Source organism: Amycolatopsis sp. NPDC051071, from assembly GCF_040682875.1.
GTDB lineage: Bacteria > Actinomycetota > Actinomycetes > Mycobacteriales > Pseudonocardiaceae > Amycolatopsis.
Genome location: NZ_JBFBBY010000284.1, coordinates 1 through 5,382, shown reverse-complemented (window position 1 = coordinate 5,382; position 5,382 = coordinate 1). Strand labels below are relative to the sequence as shown.

Genomic DNA, 5,382 nt, shown 5'->3' with positions numbered 1-5,382 from the left:
GCGCCTAGCGCAAGGAAGGGGGCCTTCATGTAGTTACCGGGGCCCGTCGCTGCCGGAGATTGTCGGTGGTGGCCGCTAGCCTCGCGGGGTGGTCAAGAAAGGCAGCACCTACCGCTGTGGTGAATGCGGGTACCAAGCGCCGAAGTGGGTCGGGCGCTGTCCTGAATGCCAAGCCTGGGGAACGCTCGAAGAACGCGGCGACGCCCGCCCGGCGATAGCCAGGGTCGCCGCCGGGGCGCCCAGCGCGCCCGCCCGCCCGATCGGCGAGGTCGACGTCGAGACGGCGCGTGCCAAGCCCACCGGCGTCTCCGAACTGGACAGGGTGCTCGGCGGCGGTTTCGTGCCGGGCGCGGTCATCCTGCTCGCGGGTGAGCCCGGCGTCGGCAAGTCGACCCTCCTGCTGGAGGTCGCCTACCAATGGGCGGCCACCGCGGGCCGCGCGCTGTACGTCACCGGCGAGGAGTCGGCGGGGCAGGTGCGGCTGCGTGCCGAGCGCACCGGGAACGTCCACGACGAGATGTTCCTCGCGGCCGAAAGCGACCTCTCCGCCATCCTCGGCCACGTCGACGCGGTCAAACCGGGTGTGCTGATCGTCGACTCGGTCCAGACCATGGCCTCACCGCAGGTGGAGGGCTCGCCGGGCGGGGTCACCCAGGTCCGCGCGGTCACCTCCGGGCTGGTCGCGCTGGCCAAGGAGCGCGGGCTGCCGATCGTGCTGGTCGGGCACGTGACGAAGGACGGCTCGGTCGCCGGGCCGCGGGTGCTGGAGCATCTGGTCGACGTCGTCCTGCAGTTCGAGGGCGACAAGCATTCGACGCTGCGGATGCTGCGGGGGATCAAGAACCGCTTCGGCGCCGCGGACGAGATCGGCTGCTTCGAACTGGTCGAAGAGGGCATCGTCGGCGTACCCGATCCGTCCGGCCTGTTCCTGAGCCACACCGCCGAGCCGGTCGAAGGGACCGCGGTCACGGTGACCATGGAGGGCAAGCGGCCGCTGCTGGGCGAGGTGCAGGCGCTCGTTTCGGCGACGCAGGCGCCACAGCCCCGCCGCGCCGTGAGCGGCCTCGATTCGGCGCGGGTCGCGATGGTGCTGGCCGTGGTCGAGAAGCGGGCGGGGATCAAGGTCGGTGACAAGGACGTCTACGTGGCGACGGTCGGCGGCATGAAGATCACCGAGCCCGGCATCGACCTGGCAGTGGTGCTGGCCCTGATCTCGTCGGCCACGGACACCGCGCTCTCACCCAAACTCGTCGCGATGGGCGAGGTCGGGCTATCAGGCGAGGTCCGGCGGGTGCCGAACGTCGGACGGCGGCTCGCGGAGGCCGCCCGGCTCGGCTTCACCTACGCGCTGGTGCCGCCGGACGCCGGCAAGATCCCGCCGGGTATCCGGGTATTGGAGGTGGCCGACGTCGGGAGCGCGCTCAACGCCGCCAAGCACGCCCGCTAGCCGTGCTTTCTAGGGGCCGCCCTTGTCGGTGACCTGCGTCGTCACCGTCGTCTCGTGCAGGGACAGCCCAGGGAACTCGGGGTCGGACCGGTTCCTGGCGGCGCGGTAGTCCGTGATGTTCGCCGTCGCCAGGTCCACGACCAACGTCTTGATCCGGTCGGCCTCCTGTACGGAGAACGAGATGACCGGACGGTGATCGGAGGTCGTCGCGTTCTTCTCGAACGTGATGCCCGGAGCCTTCGCGAGCGCCTTGCACAGCGCCACCCGAAGATCGCCGTAGCCGTGCGAAGAACGCATGACGCTGTGGGCCATGTCGAACATCTCGGGTGCCGTGATCACCTCTCCGTCCCGGTTGTCGTTGCGCAGCCGTTCGAGCAGCTTCGCCGGGTCGGTGGGCAGCTCGTCGAGGAGTTCCCTCGACGGAGTCATCCAGCTGGTTTTCGGAGGCTTGCTCCGCTGGGTGGAGATGGGTGCATCCTGCGTCAGTTTTGTCGCGACGGGTGCTTCCGGTGGCAGATTCGTCGTGGTCGAACCCGATTGAGGCGGGGCGATCGGGGTTGAAGTGGGACGCGCGCCCGAAGCCTGCCCACCCGTCGGAGGTGACGGCTGGCCTTCCCAGCCGGTGTCGATCGTCGCGCTGGGGATCGGCTCGCCCAGTGCCTTCGCCGTCCCGTAGTCGCCCTTGATCCAGCGGATTTCGCCGGTCCTGGTGAACCGCGTCATACGCGGGAGGGACCAGTCCGCGGGCAGCCACCGTTCGAAGATCTCGTGTGTTTGGTAGATCACCCCGCTCGTCTTGCCGACCCACGTCGTCCAGGTCGACTCGGTGGAGAGCCGGTACTGACCGGCACGCAGGGGGAGATCGGCACCGCGGAGGTTGCTCAGGACGTCATCGACGGGAGCGAGGGTCGCGTGGTTGGCGGTGTCCTGGCCGTCGTTGTCGACGAAGACGTTCGTCGCCACGATGACCCCGCCTGGGATGAGCGCCGCGGCGGCCGCGGCCGCGATCCATCGCCACGCGCCCGGCCGTTTTTTTGACGGCGGCCCTGACACGGGAAGGAGTTCGTCGTCGACCTCGCCCGCGGCACGCAGAAGCGCCGCCTTGGCGCGGGAAAGCTCGTCCTGCCGGGTTTCCGGCTCGGGATGCAGATCGGCCAGCGCCTGGTCGAGTTCGGCGTCGGACCACACCTTCCTGATGCTACCGCCGTGCACTTTCGCCCGCCTCTTCGCCACTTGAATTGTCCTTTGTGGACTCTGTCTTGATCTCCGGTGCGTTGGCGCGCAACCATCTTCGGACCCGGTGCAGCCGGGATCTGACGGTCCCGGCGGGGATACCGAGTGCCTCGGCGACCTCACCGGGTTCCAGTCCCGCCCAGGAGACCAGCAACAGGGTGTCGCGGTCCGCCTCGCTCAGTGCGGCCAGCGCGCCCGCCAGCTGGGCCGCGCGCTGCTGCGCGTCGACCCGTTCGGCGACGCGGCCGTCGTGCCCGGCCGAGATCGCTTCGCCGGCGGCCGCGAGCCGAGCCGTCGCCTTGAATGCCCTGGTCTCGGTGCGGACGTGGTGCCGGAGCAGGTTCGTCGCGATGCCGTAGAGCCACGCGCGGGCCGTCCCGGCCTCCGGGCGGTACGTCTCGCGCCGCCGGAGCGCCACGAGGAACGTCTCGGCGACCAGGTCGTGCGCGGTCTCGGTGCCGACGCGGCGCGCGAGATAGCGCTGGAGCGGGGCCGCGTAGGCATCGAAGAGCATGCCGAACACGGGCGCGGGGTCGGGACCGCCCAGATCCGGCCGGTCGAGCCCTGGCGAGCCGGCTCGCTCGTGATCGTTTTTCATCACCTGCACGATCGCTCTTGCCCGATGCCCCTTCGAGCGTTCATCCGATCCTACTTTCGTCGTGCGCCGATCGGGGAACGCGCAGGTGACGATGGGGACAAACGCCGTCCGGAAGGTCACGATCGACCCGTTCGGTATTCACCAACGAGTACCCAAACTGGGGAAGGATTACCATGCGCAGACTCAAGACGGCCGTCGTCGCCACGCTCGCGGTATCCGCGTTGATCACGGCGCCCGCCATCGCCGTCGCACAGGACAAGTACGTCGTACCCGCGCCCGGCTTCGTGAAGTCGATGCCCGCGCCGGCCGAGGTCCACGGCGAGGGCATCAAGGCGTCGGCCGTGCTGAACATCCAGTACCAGGTCCAGGAAACCGGCTACTGGTGTGGCCCGGCCGCCACCAGGATCGCCATCTCGGCCAAGAACGGCGGCCCGCCGAGCCAGCAGCAGCTCGCGAACGAGCTCCCGACCAGCACCAACGGCACCGACTGGATCGGACAGGTCACCCGCGTCCTCAACGGCCACGTCGCGGGCGGCTGGTACGAGACCAAGGAGATGCCGAACGATCCGCCGAGCCAGGCGCAGCGCGATCTCCTGTGGAACGACATCGTGCTGGACATCAACAAGGGCTACGCGATCGTCGCGAACATCGTCGCCCCGGCGAACAACCACCCGCCGGGTTACCCGAACTACACGATCTACCACTACTTCACCGTCATCGGCTACGACAGCTCCGACATGACGGTCAAGATCGCCGACCCGGCCAGCTTCGGCGGCAACCAGATCTACTGGCTCACCTTCAACCAGCTCGCCACCCTGATCCCGCCGAAGGGCTACTCGGCCTGATCCCCTCCCCGCGCAACCACCGCGAGTAGAGGACTGGTTGCGGTAGTTCGACGTCGGACTACCGCAACCAGAGGACGAAACGCGGGTTGTATGAATCTTGTACGCGCGGGATCGAAGATCGAGAGCATGCGCATCAAGACGCTCGGTCTGCTGGCCGCCTCCATGCTGGCCCTCATCGCCGCGCCGGCTCAGGCCGCCGACGGCAACCCCCTGGAGAAGACCAACGGCTTCTACGCCGACCCGAACTCCAACTCCGCGGTCTGGGTGAAGGACCACCCAGGCGGCACCGCCGACAAGATCAAGGCCGCCATCTCCACCAAGGCGGGCGCGCGGTGGTTCGGCAACTGGAGCGGCGACGTCAAGAAGGCCGTCGACGGCTACACCTACGCCGCCGACGTGGCCGACAAGCTGCCGATCCTGGTCGCCTACAACATTCCCGGCCGCGACTGCGGTGGTCACTCCGGTGGCGGCGCGGGCAGCCCGGAGGCGTACCGCACCTGGATCTCGAACTTCGCCGACGGCATCGGCGGCAAACCCGCGGTCGTCATCATCGAGCCGGACGCGCTCGCGCAGCTCGACTGCCTGCCCGCCGGTGACCGCCAGACCCGCCTCGACCTGCTCAAGTACGCCGGTCAGCAGTTCGCCGCCAAGGCACCGAACACCTGGGCGTACATGGACGGCGGCAACTCGACCTGGATCCCCGCCGCGACCATGGCCGACCGGCTCAACGCCGTCGGGGTGAAGTCGATCCGCGGTCTCACGGTCAACGTGTCGAACTACAAGACCACCACCGACTCGGCCAACTACGGCAAGGCCGTCAGCGCGGCGCTGTCGAGCAAGTACGGCTACACCAAGCCGTTCGTGATCGACACGAGCCGCAACGGCAACGGCCCCAAGGGTGCCGAGTGGTGCAACCCGGCCGGGCGCAAGCTCGGGACGCCCTCCCAGACCGGCGGCGGCGCCGAAATGCTGCTCTGGGTCAAGGTGCCCGGCGACTCCGACGGCAAATGCGGGATCGCGCCGACCGTGGAAGCCGGTCAGTTCAGCTCCGACCTGGCCCTGCGCCTGATCAGCGGGACCTGACCGCCCACAAGCCCGTCGCGCCGGCTGTTCGTCTGTGACCTTCGTTCTCCCGAGAAGACGACTGTCACGACCCCTTGGACAGCAGCCGGCGCGACGCCTCCAAGCTCAAGTGTCAGGAAAGGGTCTTTCAGGACGAAAAACGTCTTGAAAGACCCTTTCCTGACACACGACAGGGC

The 5,382-nt window shown here is 68.5% G+C and carries 5 protein-coding genes; 3 read left to right on the top strand and 2 right to left on the bottom strand.

What is annotated here, in order from left to right; translation table 11 throughout:
- Nucleotides 1–88 precede the first annotated feature (88 nt).
- A complete protein-coding gene (gene radA / locus AB0M65_RS40025; RefSeq protein WP_364040605.1) occupies nt 89–1,447 on the top strand; it encodes a DNA repair protein RadA in 1,359 nt (452 codons plus the stop codon).
- Nucleotides 1,448–1,456: 9 nt separating this feature from the next.
- Here radA and AB0M65_RS40020 read toward each other — a convergent pair whose 3' ends face one another.
- Together AB0M65_RS40020 and AB0M65_RS40015 are read right to left on the bottom strand one after the other, a co-directional pair.
- Nucleotides 1,457–2,635: a hypothetical protein gene (locus AB0M65_RS40020; protein WP_364040602.1), complete on the bottom strand. Its 1,179-nt coding sequence runs from the start codon at nt 2,633–2,635 to the stop codon at nt 1,457–1,459.
- 10 nt (nt 2,636–2,645) lie between these two features.
- Nucleotides 2,646–3,287 carry an RNA polymerase sigma factor gene (locus AB0M65_RS40015; protein ID WP_364040599.1) on the bottom strand — a complete coding sequence of 214 codons (642 nt, stop codon included), beginning with the start codon at nt 3,285–3,287 and terminating at the stop codon, nt 2,646–2,648.
- A 164-nt stretch (nt 3,288–3,451) separates the two neighbouring features.
- Between AB0M65_RS40015 and AB0M65_RS40010 the strand changes: the two genes are divergently transcribed.
- Together AB0M65_RS40010 and AB0M65_RS40005 are read left to right on the top strand one after the other, a co-directional pair.
- On the top strand, nt 3,452–4,123 hold the full coding sequence (locus AB0M65_RS40010) for a C39 family peptidase (RefSeq protein ID WP_364040596.1): 672 nt from the start codon (nt 3,452–3,454) through the stop codon (nt 4,121–4,123).
- A 126-nt stretch (nt 4,124–4,249) separates the two neighbouring features.
- Nucleotides 4,250–5,206 carry a glycoside hydrolase family 6 protein gene (locus AB0M65_RS40005; protein WP_364040593.1) on the top strand — a complete coding sequence of 319 codons (957 nt, stop codon included), beginning with the start codon at nt 4,250–4,252 and terminating at the stop codon, nt 5,204–5,206.
- Nucleotides 5,207–5,382 lie beyond the last annotated feature (176 nt).

Excerpts from the sequence above, each read along its gene's own strand:
- AB0M65_RS40010 (WP_364040596.1), top strand. The coding sequence starts at position 3,452 with ATGCGCAGACTCAAGACGGCCGTCGTCGCCACGCTCGCGGTATCCGCG.
- AB0M65_RS40005 (WP_364040593.1), top strand. The coding sequence starts at position 4,250 with ATGCGCATCAAGACGCTCGGTCTGCTGGCCGCCTCCATGCTGGCCCTC.